General features: G+C 71.0%; 14 protein-coding genes and 1 rRNA gene. 8 read left to right on the top strand and 7 right to left on the bottom strand.

The genetic code is table 11. The features are described 5' to 3' along the window. Nucleotides 1–88 (top strand): 5S ribosomal RNA (rrf, locus tag ABZ904_RS08125); the annotation flags it as partial. A gap of 94 nt (nucleotides 89–182) precedes the next feature. On the opposite strand, the gene ABZ904_RS08120 is transcribed toward rrf, so the two are convergent. The 5 genes from ABZ904_RS08120 to ABZ904_RS08100 are packed head-to-tail and all read right to left on the bottom strand — an operon-like array spanning nucleotide 183 to nucleotide 5,733. Beyond that, on the bottom strand, nucleotides 183–1,493 hold the full coding sequence (locus ABZ904_RS08120) for a DUF58 domain-containing protein (protein ID WP_361821855.1): 1,311 nt from the start codon (nucleotides 1,491–1,493) through the stop codon (nucleotides 183–185). After that, nucleotides 1,493–2,482 carry a MoxR family ATPase gene (locus ABZ904_RS08115; protein WP_360991747.1) on the bottom strand — a complete coding sequence of 330 codons (990 nt, stop codon included), beginning with the start codon at nucleotides 2,480–2,482 and terminating at the stop codon, nucleotides 1,493–1,495. Before ABZ904_RS08115 ends, ABZ904_RS08120 begins: the two co-directional genes overlap by 1 nt. Next, nucleotides 2,482–3,669: a DUF4350 domain-containing protein gene (locus ABZ904_RS08110; protein ID WP_361821852.1), complete on the bottom strand. Its 1,188-nt coding sequence runs from the start codon at nucleotides 3,667–3,669 to the stop codon at nucleotides 2,482–2,484. The genes ABZ904_RS08115 and ABZ904_RS08110 overlap by 1 nt, the downstream gene beginning before the upstream one ends. Next, nucleotides 3,666–4,376 (bottom strand): DUF4129 domain-containing protein, encoded by a 711-nt coding sequence (locus ABZ904_RS08105; RefSeq protein WP_361821875.1) that lies wholly within the window; start codon nucleotides 4,374–4,376, stop codon nucleotides 3,666–3,668. Before ABZ904_RS08105 ends, ABZ904_RS08110 begins: the two co-directional genes overlap by 4 nt. A 10-nt stretch (nucleotides 4,377–4,386) precedes the next feature. Then, nucleotides 4,387–5,733: a proline-rich domain-containing protein gene (locus ABZ904_RS08100; protein ID WP_361821850.1), complete on the bottom strand. Its 1,347-nt coding sequence runs from the start codon at nucleotides 5,731–5,733 to the stop codon at nucleotides 4,387–4,389. A gap of 140 nt (nucleotides 5,734–5,873) precedes the next feature. Here ABZ904_RS08100 and mtnA point away from each other — a divergent pair, with 140 nt between their 5' ends. The 7 genes from mtnA to ABZ904_RS08065 all read left to right on the top strand — a co-directional run bounded on the left by mtnA (nucleotide 5,874) and on the right by ABZ904_RS08065 (nucleotide 15,031). Continuing rightward, the gene (gene mtnA / locus ABZ904_RS08095; RefSeq protein ID WP_361821847.1) at nucleotides 5,874–7,019 is read left to right on the top strand and encodes an S-methyl-5-thioribose-1-phosphate isomerase; all 1,146 of its coding nucleotides are present in this window, start codon (nucleotides 5,874–5,876) and stop codon (nucleotides 7,017–7,019) included. Nucleotides 7,020–7,376: 357 nt separating this feature from the next. Further along, a complete protein-coding gene (gene mtrA / locus ABZ904_RS08090; RefSeq protein ID WP_359397045.1) occupies nucleotides 7,377–8,066 on the top strand; it encodes a two-component system response regulator MtrA in 690 nt (229 codons plus the stop codon). Nucleotide 8,067: 1 nt separating this feature from the next. Further along, nucleotides 8,068–10,119, top strand: coding sequence for an MtrAB system histidine kinase MtrB (mtrB, locus tag ABZ904_RS08085; protein WP_361821843.1), 2,052 nt, complete (start codon nucleotides 8,068–8,070; stop codon nucleotides 10,117–10,119). A gap of 79 nt (nucleotides 10,120–10,198) precedes the next feature. Further along, on the top strand, nucleotides 10,199–11,941 hold the full coding sequence (locus tag ABZ904_RS08080; protein ID WP_359397039.1) for an LpqB family beta-propeller domain-containing protein: 1,743 nt from the start codon (nucleotides 10,199–10,201) through the stop codon (nucleotides 11,939–11,941). A 183-nt stretch (nucleotides 11,942–12,124) separates the two neighbouring features. After that, entirely contained in the window at nucleotides 12,125–13,072 is a 948-nt protein-coding gene (locus tag ABZ904_RS08075) for a ComF family protein (protein ID WP_359397037.1), read from the top strand. A 259-nt stretch (nucleotides 13,073–13,331) separates the two neighbouring features. Continuing rightward, a complete protein-coding gene (gene raiA, locus ABZ904_RS08070; RefSeq protein WP_359397034.1) occupies nucleotides 13,332–14,045 on the top strand; it encodes a ribosome-associated translation inhibitor RaiA in 714 nt (237 codons plus the stop codon). A 239-nt stretch (nucleotides 14,046–14,284) separates the two neighbouring features. Next, a complete protein-coding gene (locus ABZ904_RS08065; RefSeq protein ID WP_359397032.1) occupies nucleotides 14,285–15,031 on the top strand; it encodes a response regulator transcription factor in 747 nt (248 codons plus the stop codon). Between the two features lie 37 nt (nucleotides 15,032–15,068). Here the strand turns inward: ABZ904_RS08065 and ABZ904_RS08060 are convergent, their stop codons facing one another. Both ABZ904_RS08060 and ABZ904_RS08055 read right to left on the bottom strand, forming a co-directional pair. Next, nucleotides 15,069–16,271 carry a crosslink repair DNA glycosylase YcaQ family protein gene (locus ABZ904_RS08060; protein ID WP_359397030.1) on the bottom strand — a complete coding sequence of 401 codons (1,203 nt, stop codon included), beginning with the start codon at nucleotides 16,269–16,271 and terminating at the stop codon, nucleotides 15,069–15,071. A 355-nt stretch (nucleotides 16,272–16,626) separates the two neighbouring features. After that, on the bottom strand, nucleotides 16,627–17,217 hold the full coding sequence (locus ABZ904_RS08055) for a GNAT family N-acetyltransferase (RefSeq protein WP_360991310.1): 591 nt from the start codon (nucleotides 17,215–17,217) through the stop codon (nucleotides 16,627–16,629). Nucleotides 17,218–17,367: the final 150 nt, after the last annotated feature.

Raw genomic sequence — 17,367 nt, 5'->3', positions numbered from 1 at the left:
CGGTTACATTTCGAACCCGGAAGCTAAGCCTTACAGCGCCGATGGTACTGCAGGGGGGACCCTGTGGGAGAGTAGGACGCCGCCGAACAAATCTTGGGAAAACCCCGCACCTATGGTGCGGGGTTTTCTGCATTTCAGGGGCATGTTCCCACCCCCTGAGAGACGGAAATGGATGGTCGACCTCAGAGCCGGCCCGCCGCCTTCAGCGCCAGATATGCGTCCGCCAGCGCCGGTGCCAGGTCCTCCGGCGTCGCGTCCACAACGGTGACTCCATGGCGTCGCAATTGTTCGGCCGTGCGGGTGCGTTCCGCCTGGGCCTGAGCCACGGCCGCCGCCTCGTACACCGCATCCGCATTTCCCCTGGCCGTCGCCATAGCGGCCACGTGCGGATCGGCGACCGATGCGAGCAGCACCGTGTGCCGCTGGGTGAGGCGGGACAGTACCGGCACAAGCCCTTCCTCGACGGGGGCCGCGTCAAGAGAGGTGAGCAGGACGAGCAAGGAACGGCGTGGCGCAGTACGGAGCGCGGTGGCCGCCAGCCCGCGGCTGTCCGTTTCCACCAGCTCCGGCTCCAGTGTCGCCATGGCGTCGACCAGTGAGGGGAGCAGGTCACGGGCGGCTCGGCCCTGCACCAGGGCGCGAACGCGGCGGTCGTAGGCGAGCATGTCGACGCGGTCGCCGGCCCGGGAGGCCAGAGCGGCCAGCAGGAGGGCCGCGTCCATGCAGGCGTCCAGACGAGGTGCGTCCCCCACTCGCCCGGCCGATGTGCGGCCGGTGTCCAGGACCAGCAGGATGTGCCGGTCTCGTTCGGGGCGCCAGGTGCGCACCGCGACGGTCGACTGGCGCGCCGTAGCACGCCAGTCGATGGAACGGGTGTCGTCTCCGGGGACGTACTCGCGCAGGCTGTCGAACTCGGTCCCTTCGCCGCGGATCAGCACGCTGGCGCGGCCGTCCAGTTCGCGGAGGCGGGCCAGTTTGGACGGGAGGTGCTTGCGGCTGGCGAAGGGCGGCAGGACCCGTACCGTCCAGGGGACCGTGTGCGCGCCCTGGCGGGAGAAGAGGCCGAGGGGGCCGTAGGAGCGGATCGTGACGCGGTCCGCGTGCCGGTCACCGCGGCGGGTGGGGCGCAGGCGGGTCGTCACACGACGGCGCTCGCCCGGAGGGACCGTCAGATGGTGGCGAGAGGCGGGCGTTTCGGTCCCTGGCTGCCAACTGCTGGGCGGCCAGGCGTCGCGGAGCCGGGCCCGCAGGGGGCGGCCCGAGGGGTTGGTGACGGTGAGCGTCACGTCGGCCGCTTCGCCGAGTCGTACCGATGTGTCGCCGGAACGGCTCAGACCCAGTCGCCGAACGGGGGCGGCCAGCGCGAAGTCGCAGGCGCACGCCAGGGCGAGCGATCCGTTGACGGCGAGGATGCCCGTCCAGCTGGGTTCCCAGATGCCGACCGGGAGGGTGCCGAGTGCCGCGAGCAGGGCGGCGCGTCCGGTGAGTGCCATTACAGGGGGACGTGGACGTTGGCGAGGATCGCGTTGATGACGGAGTCCGCCGTCACGCCCTCCATCTCTGCCTCCGGGCGGAGTTGGATGCGGTGACGCAGCGTCGGTAGAGCCAGTGCCTTCACGTCGTCGGGGATGACGTAGTCACGACCCGTCAACCAGGCCCAGGCCCGGGACGTGGCGAGGAGGGCCGTCGCGCCGCGAGGCGACACGCCGAGGGAGAGGGATGGCGATTCGCGGGTGGCGCGGCAGATGTCCACGACGTACGCGGTGATCTCCGGGGAGACCGCCGTCTTGGCGACGGCGGCGCGTGCGGCCTCGAGGTCGGCAGCGCTTGCCACCGGGCGTACGCCGGCGGCGCGCAGATCGCGGGGGTTGAAGCCGGCGGCATGACGGGTGAGGACGTCGATCTCGTCCTGACGGGAGGGGAGAGGGATCGTCAGTTTGACCAGGAACCGGTCAAGTTGGGCTTCCGGGAGCGGATACGTGCCCTCGTACTCGACCGGGTTCTGCGTCGCGGCGACCAGGAACGGCTCCGGGAGCGGGCGCGGGGTGCCGTCGACCGTGACCTGACGTTCCTCCATTGCTTCGAGGAGCGAGGACTGGGTCTTGGGCGGGGTGCGGTTGATCTCGTCGGCCAGCAGCAGGTTGGTGAAGACCGGGCCGGCCTGGAAGGAGAACTCGGCTGTGCGGGCGTCGTAGACGAGGGACCCGGTGATGTCGCTGGGCATCAGGTCCGGTGTGAACTGGACGCGCTTCGTGTCGAGTTCGAGTGCGGAGGCCAGTGCGCGCACGAGCAGTGTCTTGGCGACCCCGGGGACGCCTTCCAGCAGCACGTGTCCGCGGCAGAGGAGGGCGACCACGAGGCCGGTCACCGCGGGATCCTGGCCGACCACGGCCTTGGCGATCTCGGCGCGCAAGGCTTCCAGGGAGGCGCGGGCGGTGCCCGCGTCCCCGGTGTACCCGGCGTTGTCAGTGGTCGGGTCCATCATGGACGGCGTACCTCTCTTTCGAGGGCGTCGAGTTGGTCGGCGAGGGCAGTCAGGGCCGCGTCGTCGCCGGGCGGCGGGCCGAAGAGGAGAGCGTGCAGGGACTGTGCGTCGCCGTGCAACTGTGCGGACAGTGCGGGGAGCAGGGCCTCGGGCGCGTGCGCCTGGGTGAGGGGAATGCCTACGAGGGGGGCGAGGCGGGTGCGGGTGGAGGAGCGCAGAGCGATGGCGGCGCGGTCCCGGGCGTCCGCCTTGCGGTAGAGGCGGGCGCGGCCTTCGACGGTTTCGGAGGCGCGGATCGCGACGGGGAGTTTTTCGGCGACGAGCGGGCCGAGTCGGCGTGCCCGCCAGAGCGCGGCCAAACCTGCGGCGATGAAGAGTTGCAGGGTGCCCCAGAGCCAGCCCGAGGGGAGCAGGTCGAGGAAGGTCTTGCGGCCCGCGTCGGTGGCCGAGGCGTCGGAGAGCGAGGGGAGGTACCAGACCAAGTGGGAACGCGAACCCAGAAGTTGCAGGGCGAGCGAGGCGTTGCCCTGCTGGGCCAGGCGGTTGTTGTAGAGGATGTCGGGCGCGCCCAGGACGACGGTGTCGCCGCCTCCGGAGACGGCCGGGACACGCACCAGGGTGGGCAGGCCGTCGCTGGGGTAGCAGGTGTCGGCCTGGTCGATGCTCGTGTCGTAGCGGAGGCCGCTCGTGGTGGCGGCGCCGGATCTGCGGGCGACGGGCAGCGTGCAGTCCGGGTCGAGTGCCGACTCGAAGCTGGGGGCGGGGTCGGCCGAGACCCCGGGTGCCAGGGTCGCGACCGAGGCGTCGGGAGCGATCAGGATCGTCCTGCCGCCGGAGTCCTTCACCGCCTGGTGCGCCACCTGCTGTTGACGGCGCGTCAGCAGGTCGGGTACGGCGATCAGCAGCGTCGTGTCGGGACCGACGGCGGCGCGGGCCTCGTCCAGGGTGGTGACGACACGCGTGGAGACTCCCCGCTCGGCGAGGAGAGCGGCGACGGCATGGCTGCCGTAGGGATCGGCGGAGCGCGGGTCCAGGCGGCCGTGATGGGTGTCCGAGCGGATGACCGCGAGCGCGAGGGCCCCGATCAGGAGGAGGACGACGGCGAGCAGGACACCGCGTGCCCGGGTCCAGACCTGGCGCACGGTGGGCGAGACCGAGGTGGATGGCAGGGTCTCGGTGGTCATCCGGCGGCTCCCTGGCGGCCCTTGTGGGCCGTGGCGAGGGTGCTGCCGGTGAGCTGGGGCTTGGCGCGCTCCAGGTCGTCGTCCAGGGCGGCCAGGCCGCGGTACGTCCCCTCGCCGGCGGCGCGGCCGCCGTATGTGACGTCGTCGAAGTCGCGGGCCGCCGTGCGCAGCGGGTCGGCGTGGTCGGGCAGGGTCCGGCCGGCCTCGGAGGCTGCTTCGTCGGCGGTCCGGCCGGGGCGTACGTCGAGCATGGCCCGTTCCTCCAGGGAGCGGACGATCGCGCGCATGCGCTCCTGGACGGCCTGGTTCCAGTGGCCCTGGGCGGCGTGTGCGTCGGCGGCCGCACGGTGTTCGGCCGCGCTTCGGGGACGGTCCTCGAAGAGCGCGGCGGACGTCGCGGAGGTGCGCCGCGGGGTGCCGAGGCGCCACCACAGGGCGACGACGACCGCCAGCACCGCCAGGACGATGACCAGGAGGCCCACCGAGCCGCCCGGTGTCGCGGTCGAGGCGGCTCCGAACAGCCGGTCGACCCAGTCCCAGAAGGCGTTCAAAGTGCGCTGCAGCAGCCCTGGGTCGTTCTCGTGGTACATCCGCTTGGACAGCTCGTGCCGGGCCGCCTCCCGCGCGGGGTCGCGCGGGATCGTCACCGGTGGTCCGTCGCCCGAGCGCCACAGCACCGGTACGACTTTCAGTACTCCCCCCGTCATGCTCACCGCATCAGCTCCCCGGGGTGGTGCCGGGGGTGTCGGAGCCGTGGACCTGGAGACCGGCGGCGCGGGCCAGATCGAGGTCGAGGGCCTCGCGGCGGATGCGCTGGTCGATGTAGAGGAGCACGGTCACGCCGGCGGTGATCGGGAAGGTGACCATGCGTCCGATCACCGAGCCGATGCCGCTGACGATGAGGAACGTCCAGCCGACGCTGCCCGGGGTGCTGTTGACGAGGCTGCTGATGCCGTCACCGCTGACCGCCCCGGCCACGATGACGAACGGGATCACGACGAGCGACGCGACGATGGCCGCGATGACCTGGGCGAGCAGCTGGATGCCGAAGATCCGCCACCACGAACCGCTCACCAGCTTCGCGGAGCGGCTCATCGATTTGCGGATGCTCTGCCTCTCCAGCATCAGCGCGGACGGGGCGAGCGAGTAGCGGGTCATGATCCACAGGGCCGCCACGCCCCCGACCAGGCCGCCGAGGACGGCCAGCGCGGTGCCTCCGGCGGTGGAGGCGATCACGGCGACGAGGATGCCGGGCAGCGTGCCCACGGCGATGGCCGCGAGCGCTATGAGGGGCAGCAGCACCGTCAGGCCGATCAGCCTCGCCAGCTGGGAGCGGGAGGGGCGCGATGGCTCAGCGGTCACCGATTTGCCGAGCACCGCGCGGCTGGTGACGGGTGCGAGCAGTCCTGTGGCGACGATCGTGGCGAGCAGGACGACGAGCAGGACGACACAGGAGCTCACCATCGTGTCGGCCATCGCGCGGCTCAGCTCGTGCACGGAGGCGTTCGGGTCGTTGAGGGTGTCCGTGGTGGTGCTGTCGGCCAGGACGAATTTCTGGAGCAGAAGGACGGCCGTCTGCATGACGACGGAGACGGCCAGCGAGATGCCGAGGACCGTGCGCCAGTAGGTGCGCATGGTGGAGACCGCGCCGTCGAGGATCTCACCGACGCCGAGCGGGCGCAGCGGGATCACACCGGGCTTGGCGGCGGGGGGCGGGCCCCAGGCGCCGCCCCATGCCCCGTTGCCGCCGTATCGGCGGTCGGGTCCTCCCCAGCCGCCGTATCCGGCGCCCGCGCCGGGGTAGCCGCCGGGAGCGGTGGGAGGGTGGGAGGCCCAGCTCCGGCCGGGCTGCGGCGATGGCGGGTTCTGGCCGGGCCCGTGAGGCTGGGGAGCGGCCCACTGCCCCGGCGGCGGCTGCTCCTTGGACCACTTGGTCGGCGGCTGCGGCTGATCGGCGCCGCCCTGACCCGTGGGCTGCTCCGGCGACTGCGCGCCGGATGCGTCCGGCTGCGGCCCGTCGGCCGGGGCAGATCCGGGCGAGGCCCAGCCCGGAGTGTCTTCCATCGTCGCTCCTTCACGGTGCCCGTCCGCGGTCGCGGCGGCGAGTTGGCTGCCATCGTGCCACGCTGCGTTCGCCAAGGGACCGGGGGGAGAGCCTGCTGTAGACCTTCAATTGTCGGCCGGATACGGGGCAGACTGACGGCATGGCTGATCAGTACGCGCAATCCGGCGAGGACATGCAGTCCATGGGGATATCCGTGATCCGCTGGGACGAGCCGCCCGAGGGGCCCGTGCTGGTGCTTCTCGACCAGAGAAGGCTCCCCGCGGAAGAGGTCGAGCTCGTGTGCACGGACGCGCCCGCGCTCGTGGACGCGATCCGCACCCTCGCCGTGCGCGGGGCACCGCTGCTCGGGATCGCCGGCGCGTACGGTGTCGCGCTCGCCGCCGCACGGGGCTTCGACGTGGACGAGGCCGCCGCGGCGCTCGCGGGCGCCCGGCCCACCGCGGTGAACCTGGCTGTCGGCGTGCGCAGGGCCCGGGCCGCGTACCGGACCGCACTCACCGACGGCCAAGGCCAGGAGCAGGCCGCCGCGGCGGCGCTCGCCGCGGCGCGGGACCTGCACCGGGAGGACGCCGCGGCCAGCGGGCGCATGGCGCAGCATGGGCTGGCCCTGCTGGAGGAGCTGCTGCCGGGCGGCGGGCACCGGGTGCTCACGCACTGCAACAGCGGGGCGCTGGTGTCCGGAGGGGAGGGCACGGCGTTCGCGGTGGCGCTGGCGGCGCACCGGGTGGGACGCCTGCGCAGGCTGTGGGTGGACGAGACGCGGCCGTTGCTGCAAGGTGCCCGCTTGACGGCGTACGAGGCGGCCCGCCACGGGATGGCGTACACCTTGCTCACGGACAACGCGGCGGGCTCGCTCTTCGCGGCCGGAGAGGTGGACGCCGTACTGATCGGGGCGGACCGGATCGCGGCCGACGGTTCGGTGGCGAACAAGGTGGGGAGCTATCCGCTCGCTGTGCTCGCCCGCTACCACCACGTGCCGTTCATCGTGGTGGCACCGGTGACGACGGTGGATCCGGACACGCCGGACGGAGCGTCCATCGAGGTCGAGCAGCGGCCCGGACATGAGGTGACGGAGTTCACCGCACCTCGGGTGCCGGTGCCGGGAGTGGAAGCGGGCGGCGGGATCGCGGTGGCGCCCCTGGGGACCCAGGCCTACAACCCGGCGTTCGACGTGACGCCGCCCGAACTGGTGACGGCGATCGTCACCGACGAGGGTGTCGTGTCGCCTGTGACCGCCGACGCACTCGCCGCGCTGTACGACAGGTCGCGCCAGGTAACGATCTAGGCAATGGGTTGATGTCGCACTGATCGACGAAAACGACCCCTCCACGGGCGCTCCGTCCTTTCCGGGAACTCCAGCAGAAGGAGTTGGTCCGGGACGTCCATCTGTGGCTCCCCTGGCACGTACCGAAACAACCCCTTACCCCCTTCGCGCATTTTGTCGCGATGTCTCGGTGAAGGATGTGTCTGACTGCCTGCATTGAGTGACGATGGCGGGGGCGAGGCTGCCCGCCTCGGAGCCGGAACCCGTTCCCGACATCAAGGTCCGCGGACGAGGGCAGACAGTGACGGTCACATACGACTATCGTCACAGGCCAGTGACCTTGTTCACCAGCGCCATGGTCACCGTTACGAGAATGGGATGATGTCGTTTATGAAGGGACGAGTCCTTGTCGTCGACGACGACACCGCACTGGCCGAGATGCTCGGCATCGTGCTGCGTGGCGAAGGTTTTGAGCCGTCTTTCGTAGCCGACGGAGACAAGGCGCTGGCCGCCTTCCGTGACACCAAGCCCGACCTGGTGCTCCTCGACCTGATGCTGCCCGGGCGGGACGGCATCGAGGTGTGCCGTCTGATCAGGGCCGAGTCCGGTGTGCCGATCGTGATGCTCACCGCCAAGAGCGACACCGTGGACGTGGTGGTCGGTCTGGAGTCGGGCGCGGACGACTACATCGTGAAGCCGTTCAAGCCGAAGGAGCTGGTGGCCCGCATCCGGGCGCGGCTGCGGAGGTCGGAGGAGCCGGCGCCCGAGCAGCTCGCCATCGGCGACCTCGTCATCGACGTGGCAGGTCACTCGGTGAAGCGGGACGGGCAGTCGATCGCGCTCACGCCGCTGGAGTTCGACCTGCTGGTGGCACTGGCGCGCAAGCCGTGGCAGGTGTTCACCCGCGAGGTCCTGCTCGAGCAGGTGTGGGGCTACCGCCACGCGGCGGACACCCGACTCGTCAATGTTCACGTCCAGAGGCTGCGTTCCAAGGTCGAGAAGGACCCGGAGCGGCCGGAGATCGTGGTGACCGTACGTGGTGTCGGTTACAAGGCCGGACCCAGCTGACATGTCGCGGGACAGTGCCGCTTCGGCGCCCGGTCGGCCGGGAGCCCGTACGGGGCGGCCTGTCGGTCGGCAGGGCTCCGGATGGGAAAGTTTCTTCGAGGGCGGGCTGCTCCAGGGCGGAGTCCAGGGCAGCCCGGTCCTTCGGCTCGTCATGCGCTGGGTGCGCCGTCCACTGCTGCCCGTGATGCGGCTGTGGCGACGCAACATCCAGCTGAAGATCGTCGTCACGACGCTGCTGATGTCGCTCGGCGTGGTGCTGCTGCTCGGCTTCGTCGTCATCGGTCAGGTGCGCAACGGCCTGCTGGACGCCAAGGTGAAGGCGTCGCAGAGCCAGGCCGTGGGCGGTTTCACGGTCGCCGGGCAGAAGGCGGACAGCGCGGCCAGCGCGAGCGGCGGTGACGACAACCCGGGCGCCGGCAACGACCCCGTGCAGAACGTCAGCGGGTGGATGGGCGACCTCGTGGAGTCGCTCTCCAGCGGCGGTCAGGGCGCGTTCGACGTGGTCACGCTCAGTACGGCCGTCGCTGACAACGACAACCGCGGACTCGGACCGCGCGCGTCGGGCGGGGTGGACCCGAGCCAGAGCGTCCCGGAGGACCTGCGCACGCGCGTCGGCGCGGGCATGGGTGTGGCCCAGAGCTACACCCGGATCACCTACACCGACAGCGGACGCGACACGCAGCCGGCGCTCATCATCGGCAAGCAGATCAACGACCCGAACGGACACCCGTACCAGCTGTACTACCTCTTCCCGCTCACACAGGAGGAGAAGTCGCTCAGCCTGGTCAAGGGGACGCTCGCGACCGCCGGGCTCTTCGTGGTGGTCCTCCTCGGGGCGATCGCCTGGCTCGTGGTGCGTCAGGTCGTCACACCCGTACGGATGGCCGCGGGCATCGCCGAACGGCTGTCCGCCGGGCATCTGCAGGAACGTATGAAGGTGACCGGCGAGGACGACATCGCGCGGCTCGGCGAGGCCTTCAACAAGATGGCCCAGAACCTCCAGCTGAAGATCCAGCAGCTGGAGGACCTCTCGCGGATGCAGCGGCGGTTCGTGTCCGACGTGTCGCACGAGCTGCGTACGCCGCTGACGACCGTGCGGATGGCGGCCGACGTCATCCACGAGGCGCGTGTCGACTTCGATCCGGTGACCGCCCGGTCCGCCGAGCTGCTCGCCGACCAGCTGGACCGGTTCGAGTCGCTGCTCGCGGACCTGCTGGAGATCAGCCGCTTCGACGCCGGCGCGGCCGCGCTGGAGGCCGAGCCGATCGATCTCCGTGAGGTCGTGCGACGGGTGGTGAGCGGCGCCGCGCCGCTCGCCGAGCGCAAGGGTACCCAGATCCGTGTCGTGGGCGACCAGCAGCCCGTCGTGGCCGAGGCGGATGCCCGGCGCGTCGAGCGTGTGCTGCGCAACCTCGTGGTCAACGCGGTCGAGCACGGCGAGGGCAAGGACGTCACCGTCAAGCTCGCCGCGGCGGGCGGCGCGGTGGCGATCGCGGTGCGCGACTACGGTGTGGGTCTCAAGCCGGGAGAGGCCACCCGTGTGTTCAGCCGCTTCTGGCGGGCCGACCCGGCACGCGCGCGTACGACCGGCGGTACGGGCCTCGGGCTCTCGATCGCCCTGGAGGACGCACGGCTGCACGGCGGCTGGCTGCAGGCATGGGGTGAGCCGGGCGGGGGTTCGCAGTTCCGGCTGACGCTGCCGCGGACCGCGGACGAACCGCTGAGGGGTTCCCCGATACCGCTGGAGCCCATGGACTCCCGGCGCAATCGCGGGCTCAGCGACGCCGGTCTGCCGCAGGGCGGGTCCGGCAGGCTGGCCACGGTGCCCCGGCAGGCCACGGAGGAGAGGACGTCCTCCCGCGACCCGATAGCGGCGCGGATGGCCACGGTGGCACCTGCCGCCGATCCGACCGCGCTGCCCGGAAGCGGCGCGCGTGTGGTGCCGCGGTCCACCGGGACCCTGAGGCGCCAGGACGAGAGCACACAGGAACCGGCGCACGGCGTCGGCAGGCCCGACGAGCGTGAGCAAGGGGAGGCATCGGGTGGGCGCTGAGGGGGGCGGCCGACGGCGTGCGCTGCACCTGGGGGTGTATGTCGGCTGTGGGGCCGTACTGCTGAGCGGGTGCGCCTCCATGCCGGACAGCGGAGGTCTCAGCGGGGTCGAGTCGACGCCCCGGCAGGACACCCAGGTCCGGGTCTTCGCGGTGCCGCCGCGCGAGGACGCGGGGCCCGACGAGATCGTGCGGGGCTTCCTGGAGGCGCTGACCAGCGACGACCCGCAGTACGAGACGGCGCGGAAGTACCTGACGGACAGCGCGCGGCGCCACTGGGACCCGGATGACTCCACCACGGTGCTGTCCGACGGGCCGAATGCCGAGGCCGACCAGGCCAGGAGCCGGGAGGCGGGCGACGACTACGCGTACACGCTGACCGGCAGCCGGCTCGCCGTGGTGGACTCGGAGCACGCGTATGCGCCGGACTCGGGCTCGTACAGCAGGACGGTGCATCTGACGCAGGAGAAGAAGACCAACCAGTGGCGCATCGACTCGCTGCCGCAGGGCGTCGTGATGGGCAAGTCCGACTTCCAGCGCAACTACGTGTCGGTCAACAAGTACTACTACGCCTCGAACGCGCCCGCCTCCCCGAGCGGCCAGCTGAGCACGGTCGCGGACCCGGTGTACGTACGCAGCAAGGTGGACCCCGTGACCTCGACGGTCCGCTCTCTGCTGAAGGGCCCTACACGCTGGCTCGACCCCGTCGCGGCGTCGAGCTTCCCGTCGGGTACGGCGCTCAGGAGGGGGGTCACCTCCCTGTCGCCCGACGACCAGAACAAGCTGACGGTGCCCCTCAACGACAAGGCGGACCGGGTCGGGCAGACGCAGTGCACCAGGATGGCGGCGCAGCTGCTGTTCACGCTTCAGGACCTGACGCCCACGGGTGTGGACCAGGTCGAGCTCGAGCGCTCGAACGGCAGGAGGTTGTGCGAGCTGGACGAGAACCATGCCGAGATCATCGCCTCGCACGGCACGGCCAAGCGGTCCGAGTACAACTACTTCATCGACAGCAAGGAGCGGCTCGTCCGCCTGCGTAGCGAAAGCACCTCCAAGGAGCCCGAACCGGTTCCGGGTGCGCTGGGCCAGGAAGACAAGAAGTTCCGTTCGGCCGCCGTCTCACGGGACGAGGACACCGCTGCCGGCGTCTCCGCAGACGGGCGGTATCTGTATGTGGGCTCGCTGGTGTCGGGCGCCTCGCTCGGCGACCCCGTGCTGACCAGTGTGGGCGCGTCGCCGGGCGACCGGCTGACGACGCCGAGCTGGGACGGCGCGGGCGACCTGTGGGTGGCCGACCGCAATCCGAAGAACGCCCGGCTGGTGCTGCTGGAGAAGGGCGCGGGCCGGCCGGTCGAGGTGAGCGTGCCGGATCTGGACGGGCGCATCGACGCGGTGCGTGTGGCCTCCGACGGTGCGCGGATCGCTCTGATCGTGGAGAAGGACGGTACGACGTCCCTGCAGATCGGACGAGTGGAGCGGGACACGGGGTCCGGCGGGCGGCTCAGCGTGTCGGTTCTCGAACTGCACTCCGTGACTCCGCAACTGGAAGAGGTCACGGCCATGTCGTGGGCCGGTGACAGCAAGCTCGTGGTGGTCGGTCGTGAGTCCGGCGGGGTGCAGCAGCTGCGCTATGTGCAGGTGGACGGCTCCACGCCCACGGGCACTCCGCCGCCCTCGCTCACGGGCGTCACGCAGATCGCGGCGTCCGAGGACGAGCATCTGCCGCTGGTGGCGTACTCGGTGGACGGGATCGTGCGCCTGTCGGCCGGGGAGCAGTGGCAGAAGGTGGTCAAGGAAGGGACGGCACCCGTCTATCCCGGGTGAGCCGTGCATGCCGGGTGAGCCGTGCGCGTGAGCTCAGCCGTGCGTCCGGGCTCGGCCGTATCCGCGCCCGTGCCATCCGTCCGTTCGGCGGTTATCCACGGCCATCGGACGGTTATCCACAGGGAAAGCCGGGAGTTATCCACAGGCCTGGCAGGTCCTCGCGGGCGTTGGCACAGTGGGGTCATGCGGAGGTGGTGGCAGGACCTCACCGACCTGGTGCTGCCGGCCGAGTGCGGCGGCTGTGGCAGGCCGCGCACGGTGCTCTGTCCCGAGTGCCGCGCGGCTGTCCACGGCGGCGCACCGCGCCGGGTGCGACCGGTGCCGGAACCGGTGGGGCTGCCCGTGGTACACGCGGCGGCCGCGTACGAGGGCGCCGTGCGCGCCGCGCTCCTGGCGCACAAGGAGCGGGGGGTCCTCACGCTCGCGGGACCGCTCGGGACGGCGCTGGCCGGGGCCGTCCGGGCCGGTCTCGTCGCGATCGGCCCCGAGGCCGGGCGGGCAGCGGTCGATGCGGGCGCCGTGCCGTGCGGCGCGGGCCGCGGGGCAGGGCGGGCCGACGGCAGATCGGGGGCTTCAGGCAACAGTGGCGGTCGGGGACCCGTGCTGCTCGTGCCCGTGCCTTCGTCGCGGCGGGCGGTGCGGGCGAGGGGACACGACCCCACGCGGCGGATCGCGCTCGCTGCGGCGGGCGAGCTGCGCCGGTGCGGGACGGCGGCGCGGGTGGCTGCCGTGCTGCGGCAGCGACGGGCCGTGGCCGACCAGTCGGGCCTCAATTCCCGGCAGCGGCTGGCCAATCTCGCGGGCGCGCTCGAGGTGGCCGGCGGAGGCGGGAGGCTGTTGGCAGACGCGCCCGTCGTGCTCGTCGACGATCTGATGACCACGGGCGCGTCGCTGGCGGAGGCGGCGCGCGCGGTCCGGGATGCGCTCGCCGTTGCACGGACGGCGGACACGGATGTGTATGTCCGTGGGACAGGGGAAGCAACGGGGGAACAGAGAGCAGAACAGAGGACGGCAACGACGTACTGGATGCAAGCACCACGGGAAATGACCGCTGGGAACGGCCTCGGAGACCGGATCCGAGCGGCGGTGGTCGCTGCGTCGCCGGAATCTTTCGAAATAAACCGGAACTGACTCAGAACTTGCGTCGTTGCAGGTAATGGGGAGGTCAATTCACTTGAACGGAGGTACGCCGTAGTAGAGGGTGACGACATCCGTCCGGGCGAGATATGTTCGGTTGTGAAGGGAAAGGCGCAGGCCATCCCTCGCTTATCCGAATGCCGATCTGCGGGTTTTCTGAATCACCCGTAGTGGTCGGGGTGGGGATCTCGCCCCCGGGGGAGGAGGAGGTGGAAGTCACCGAGTCCGTGGCTCCGGTGGTCACCGGGGCCTGGTGCACAAGGGAGATGCTCCGCCAGCGGTGCGGAGCGATCCGGGAACGGAGTTCTGCGTGGACATCGTCGTCAAAGGCCGCAAGACCGAGGTGCCCGAGCGGTTCCGGAAGCACGTGGCCGACAAGCTGAAGCTGGACAAGATCCAGAAGCTGGATGCCAAGGTGATCAGCCTCGATGTCGAGGTGTCCAAGGAGCCCAACCCCCGACAGGCCGACCGCAGCGACCGAGTGGAGATCACGCTTTACTCCCGCGGTCCGGTGATCCGGGCGGAAGCAGCGGCCAGCGATGCGTATGCGGCGCTCGACCTGGCGGCGGAGAAGCTCGAGGCCCGGCTGCGCAAGCAGCACGACAAGCGACACACACGTCGCGGGGTGGCCCGGCTGACGGCAGCCGAGGTGCCCGACCACGTCCCGGGTGCCGCGACACTCAACGGCAACGGCGTCGTACCGCAGGATGAGGAAGGCGGCGTAGCAGCCAAGAGGGTGGGATCGCTCGAGGTGCAGGGCGAAGGCCCCCTCGTAGTACGCGAGAAGACCCACGTCGCGTCCCCGATGTCGCTCGACCAGGCGCTCTACGAAATGGAGTTGGTCGGGCACGACTTCTACCTGTTCGTCGACTCCGAAACCAAGCAACCGAGCGTTGTCTACCGACGGCACGCGTACGACTACGGCGTCATCCACCTCAGCACGGACCAGATGGTGGCTCAGGCGTAGACGGCTGACGCGGCAGGAGCGCTCAGCGGCTGATCCCGCTGGATGAGTGCTGTGACCCGGTGCCCCTGGTGAGCTCGTGCGCCCCCAGGGGCACCGGTGTGCGACCTCTTCACGCCGCGCTCTGTCGCCTGACCGCCACCCGGGCATGGAATCATGGCCGCAACCGCTCAACCGATGGGCCGTCACCTTGGGTTGGCGATGGCATACGACCCCAGCCGCAGCCTTCAGGGGGAGGAACGATGGCGGACAGCTTCGGACCGATGCGTGACGAGGACGCCGACGACGGCGCCACCGTCATGGGCCCGGACGTGGGCTCGCCACGCAAGGAGCCGATCCGAGTCCTCGTCGTGGACGACCACGCCCTCTTCCGTCGTGGTCTGGAGATCGTGCTTGCGGCGGAGGAGGACATCCAGGTCGTCGGCGAGGCGGGGGACGGTGCGGAGGCGGTCGACAAGGCGGCCGATCTGCTGCCCGACATCGTGTTGATGGACGTGCGGATGCCCAAGCGCGGCGGGATCGAGGCGTGCACCTCCATCAAGGAGGTGGCGCCCAGCGCGAAGATCATCATGCTGACCATCAGTGATGAAGAGGCCGATCTCTACGACGCGATCAAGGCCGGTGCGACCGGTTATCTCCTCAAGGAGATTTCCACGGACGAGGTGGCCACGGCCATTCGCGCGGTCGCCGACGGGCAGTCGCAGATCAGCCCCTCCATGGCGTCGAAACTCCTCACCGAGTTCAAGTCGATGATCCAGCGCACCGACGAGCGGCGGCTGGTTCCGGCGCCCCGGCTCACCGACCGGGAGCTCGAGGTCCTCAAACTCGTCGCCACCGGAATGAACAACCGGGACATCGCCAAGGAGTTGTTCATCTCCGAGAACACCGTGAAGAACCACGTGCGCAACATCCTGGAGAAGCTGCAGTTGCACTCCAGGATGGAGGCCGTGGTCTACGCGATGCGGGAGAAGATCCTCGAGATCCGCTAGCGGGACCGGGGCTCAGCCCCCGACGCGGTGGCAGGGATCAGTCCAGGGCCCGGGCCAGCTCCCGCATGAGGGGCTCGCGCAGCGAAGCGTCGTCCACCCGTTCCACGCGGACGTTTGTGCAGTCCACCCATGTCGCCGCCTCCAGCAGGGCCTGGGCCACCGCCGGGACCGCCTTGACGCCGTCCAGGGCCACCTGCTTGGCGACCAGCGTGCGTCCCTCGCGGGCCGGGTCCACTCGGCCGACCAGCCGGCCGCCGGCGAGCACCGGCATCGCGAAGTAGCCGTACACCCGCTTCGGCTTCGGGACGTACGCCTCCAGGCGGTGTGTGAAGCCGAAGATGCGCTCCGTGCGCGCCCGCTCCCAGATCAGGGAGTCGAACGGCGACAGAAGCGTCGTACGGTGCCGGCCTTTCGGCGGGGCCTGCAGGGCCTCCGGGTCCGCCCAGGCGGGCTTGCCCCACCCCTCGACCGTCACCGGAACCAGGCCCGAGTCCGCGATCACCGCGTCGACCTGTTCGCCCTTGAGACGGTGGTAGTCCGCGATGTCCGCGCGCGTGCCGACTCCGAGTGACTGGCCTGCCAGGCGCACCAGACGGCGTAGGCACTCGGCGTCGTCCAGTTCGTCGTGGAGGAGTGCCTCGGGGACCGCGCGCTCGGCGAGGTCGTAGACCCGCTTCCAGCCCCGGCGCTCGACGCACACCACCTCCCCGTACATCAGCGCGCGCTCCACGGCGACCTTCGTGCCGGACCAGTCCCACCACTCGCTGGTCTTCTTCGCGCCGCCCAGGTCCGTGGCCGTGAGCGGGCCTTCGGTGCGCAGCTGCTTGACGACCTGGTCGTAGACCCCGTCCGGGAGCGTGTGGTTCCAGTGCGGGCGGGCGCGGTAGGCGCGGCGCCGGAAGGCGAAGTGGGGCCACTCCTCGATGGGCAGGATGCAGGCGGCGTGGGACCAGTACTCGAACGCATGGGGCTCGGCCGCGGGCGTGCCGTCGGGCGACGGCGTCCAGTAGGCCGAGTCGACCGTCTTGCGCCCTATGGCGCCCAGGCGCGCGTACGGGATGAGCTCATGGGAGCGGGCGAGCACCGAGATGGTGTCGAGCTGGACCGCGCCCAGGTGGCGCAGTACGCCGCGGACCCCGGACCTGCGGTCGGGCGCGCCGAGGAAACCCTGGGCCCGCAGGGCGATGCGGCGGGCTTCGTCGGCGGTCAGTTCGGTGGCGGGGCGCGGAAGACTCGGCATGGTGACACGGTAGGACGTGGCACTGACATCGATGGCGGTACGCGGGTTCCGGTGGTCTCGGCCGGGGTGCGGACCCCTTCCGACGTGCGACGACGGCGGCCCAGTACCCGGGGATGGCCACCCGGAGACGGACACTCCCGCACCGGGCGACAGGCACCCGGCGTCGGAGGACAACCCCGCACCGGGCGACAGGCACCCGGCGTCGGAGGACAACCCCGCACCGGGCGACAGGCACCCGGCGTCGGAGGACAACCCCGCACCGGGCGTCGGAGGACAACCCCGCACCGGGCGACAGGCACCCGGCGTAGGAGGACACCCCGCACCCGGCGACCGGCCCCCGGTGCCACGCCCCGGCCTACGCGGGCCGCGCCGGCCGCGCAGGTGCGGGCAGATACGGCGCCGTGGACGGCAGCTCCAGGTCCGACGGCAGCAGTGAGCCCACCCAGCAGTCCCGGCGCACTCCCTTGTTGTTGATGGCGGAGCGCAGGACGCCCTCGATGGTGAAGCCCGCGCGCTCGGCGACCGCACGGGACCCCGCGTTGCCCACTTCGGCGCGCCACTCCACGCGGTCGACCGACAACTGTGTGAAGGCCCAGCGCGACGCGCCGAGCGTCGCCTCCGTGATGTAGCCGTTGCCACGGTGTTCCTTCGCCGCCCAGAAGCCGATCTCGGCGACGCCCAGCGAGCGCATCGTCAGGCCGAGCATGCCCACCAGCTCGTCGGAGGGCAGCAGGAAGACACCGAAGGTGAACATCGAGGCGTCCGCCCACCCGTCCGGCACCACCTGCCCGGCGAACGCCTCCGCGTGCTCGCGCAGGTACGGCGACGGGATCGTCGTCCAGCGCTGGATGTCGGGGTCCTGGGCGGCTTCGTACACCGCGTCCGTGTCCTTCGGGCCCACGGTGCGCAGCACCAGGCGCGCGGTGGTCAGGGTGACGGGGTCCATCGCCCGATTCTGCTCGGGCTCCCGCCCCGGCGCCATGATTTTTCGCCCCGGGCCGCGTCGCTTTCGCCGCGAGCGGGGCGACTGTGTCCGGCCGGGCCGTCGCCATCGAATGCGCCGCCGTTCCCCGCCGGGCGGGCCGGCCGGTGCCGC

It is taken from the genome of Streptomyces sp. NPDC046900, from assembly GCF_040644975.1.
GTDB lineage: Bacteria > Actinomycetota > Actinomycetes > Streptomycetales > Streptomycetaceae > Streptomyces.
Note: the sequence above shows the minus strand (reverse complement) of the source record. Positions and strands in the feature narration are given on the sequence as shown.

Bases quoted from the DNA above. Each gene is read 5' to 3' on its own strand.
- ABZ904_RS08120 (WP_361821855.1), bottom strand. From the start codon at position 1,493: ATGGCACTCACCGGACGCGCCGCCCTGCTCGCGGCACTCGGCACCCTC.
- ABZ904_RS08115 (WP_360991747.1), bottom strand. From the start codon at position 2,482: ATGGACCCGACCACTGACAACGCCGGGTACACCGGGGACGCGGGCACC.
- ABZ904_RS08110 (WP_361821852.1), bottom strand. From the start codon at position 3,669: ATGACCACCGAGACCCTGCCATCCACCTCGGTCTCGCCCACCGTGCGC.
- ABZ904_RS08105 (WP_361821875.1), bottom strand. From the start codon at position 4,376: ATGACGGGGGGAGTACTGAAAGTCGTACCGGTGCTGTGGCGCTCGGGC.
- ABZ904_RS08100 (WP_361821850.1), bottom strand. From the start codon at position 5,733: ATGGAAGACACTCCGGGCTGGGCCTCGCCCGGATCTGCCCCGGCCGAC.
- mtnA (WP_361821847.1), top strand. From the start codon at position 5,874: ATGGCTGATCAGTACGCGCAATCCGGCGAGGACATGCAGTCCATGGGG.
- mtrA (WP_359397045.1), top strand. From the start codon at position 7,377: ATGATGTCGTTTATGAAGGGACGAGTCCTTGTCGTCGACGACGACACC.
- mtrB (WP_361821843.1), top strand. From the start codon at position 8,068: ATGTCGCGGGACAGTGCCGCTTCGGCGCCCGGTCGGCCGGGAGCCCGT.
- ABZ904_RS08080 (WP_359397039.1), top strand. From the start codon at position 10,199: ATGCCGGACAGCGGAGGTCTCAGCGGGGTCGAGTCGACGCCCCGGCAG.
- ABZ904_RS08075 (WP_359397037.1), top strand. From the start codon at position 12,125: ATGCGGAGGTGGTGGCAGGACCTCACCGACCTGGTGCTGCCGGCCGAG.
- ABZ904_RS08065 (WP_359397032.1), top strand. From the start codon at position 14,285: ATGGCGGACAGCTTCGGACCGATGCGTGACGAGGACGCCGACGACGGC.
- ABZ904_RS08060 (WP_359397030.1), bottom strand. From the start codon at position 16,271: ATGCCGAGTCTTCCGCGCCCCGCCACCGAACTGACCGCCGACGAAGCC.
- ABZ904_RS08055 (WP_360991310.1), bottom strand. From the start codon at position 17,217: ATGGACCCCGTCACCCTGACCACCGCGCGCCTGGTGCTGCGCACCGTG.